The 1,545-nt window shown below is 65.0% G+C and carries 1 protein-coding gene and 2 pseudogenes; 2 read left to right on the top strand and 1 reads right to left on the bottom strand.

The genetic code is table 11. The annotated features are described in order from the left end of the window. A pseudogene (locus tag VGH54_RS30145) lies at positions 1–133 on the bottom strand (CPBP family intramembrane glutamate endopeptidase); the annotation flags it as partial. Positions 134–293: 160 nt separating this feature from the next. Between VGH54_RS30145 and VGH54_RS28890 the strand changes: the two are divergent. Then, on the top strand, positions 294–1,283 hold the full coding sequence (locus VGH54_RS28890; protein ID WP_331515599.1) for an IS481 family transposase: 990 nt from the start codon (positions 294–296) through the stop codon (positions 1,281–1,283). A gap of 22 nt (positions 1,284–1,305) precedes the next feature. After that, positions 1,306–1,545 (top strand): annotated as a pseudogene (locus tag VGH54_RS28885) (cysteine--1-D-myo-inosityl 2-amino-2-deoxy-alpha-D-glucopyranoside ligase); the annotation flags it as partial.

Below are 1,545 nucleotides of genomic sequence, written 5' to 3'. Positions count from 1 at the left end.
GCGCCAGCAAGTTCGCCCCCGCCAGCACCACCACGACGACGGCGACGTCGACCTGGACGCGGAATTGATGCAGCGCCGAGAGCTGGGCGAGTAGCGGGTGCGGTTCCACCGCGGCGCTCTCGTAGCCAGACATCCCACCAGGCTACCGACGCCGTCGACGTGCGACCCGCAGCCACTTATTCAGCTAGCTGTACTGACCACAGACGTTGGTAACGGCGTGGCGTGGTGACATGACGAAGACCTCCGAGTGAAGTGCGAGCTGTCTAGGAAAGCACTCACCATCGGAGGTCTTCGTGTCCCACCGTAATGCCCCACTGTCAGAAACCGGCCGTCTGCGGCTGGCTCGTTGTGTCGTGGATGATCGGTGGCCGCTGCGACGGGCTGCCGAGAGGTTCCAGGTGTCACCGACCACGGCTGCCCGCTGGGCTGGGCGCTACCGCCTCTATGGGGAGTCGGGGATGGTGGATCGGTCTTCGCGGCCGCGCCGCTCACCAGGACGGACCCCGACTCGTACCGAGCGCCGCATCATCAAAGTCCGGGTGTTGCGCCGGTGGGGACCCGCGCGAATCGGCTATCTGTTGGGGTTGCACCCCTCGACGGTGCACCGCGTCTTGACCCGCTACCGGCTGGCCAAACTGCGGTGGTTGGACCGTCCGACCGGGCGCGTCATCCGCCGCATGGAACCGGCCCGCTGCGGGGACATGGTCCATGTCGATGTCAAGAAGCTCGGCAAGATCCCGGCCGGCGGTGGCTGGCGGATGCTGGGTCGCACCGCGGGCAACCGCAACTCCTGTGCCGACAAAAGCAGCGGAGTCAAAAGCAAGCGCTACCACCCGCTGCGCGGTCACCACTTCCTGCACACCGCTATCGACGGTCATTCTCGGCTGGCGTACAGCGAACTGCTCACCGATGAACGCAAAGACACTGCCGCAGGGTTCTGGTTACGGGCCAACGACTGGTTCACTCAATGTGGAATTACTGTACGGAAAGTGCTGACTGACAACGGATCCTGTTACCGTTCAAACACATTCGCTGACGCCCTCGGGGACATTCAGCACCGGCGCACCCGACCCTATCGACCCCAAACCAACGGCAAAGTGGAGCGGTTCCACCGCACCCTGGCCGACGAATGGGCCTACGCCCGGCTCTACCGCAGCGACGCCGAACGCTGCGACGAATTCCCGATCTGGCTGCACACCTACAATCATCACCGCGGCCACACCGCACTCGGCGGACAACCACCCGCCACCCGCGTACCTAACCTCTCAGGTCAGTACAGCTAGCCAACGCTTTACAGTCGACGGTATGCAATCCTGGTCCGCCGCACCGATACCGGCGTTGCCGGGACGCGGCCCGGAGCTGCGGCTGTATGACACCTCCGACCGCCAGGTACGCCCGGTTGCGGCCGGGCCGGCCGCCACCATGTACGTCTGCGGGATCACGCCCTACGACGCCACCCATCTCGGCCACGCCGCAACCTATCTGGCGTTCGATCTGATCCACCGGCTGTGGCTGGACCTCGGACACGAGGTGCACTACGTGCAG

The sequence above is a fragment of the Mycobacterium sp. genome (assembly GCF_036488105.1).
Lineage (GTDB): Bacteria > Actinomycetota > Actinomycetes > Mycobacteriales > Mycobacteriaceae > Mycobacterium.
The sequence above is the reverse complement of the archived record's forward strand: the minus strand, read 5'-3'. Positions and strand labels throughout refer to the sequence as shown.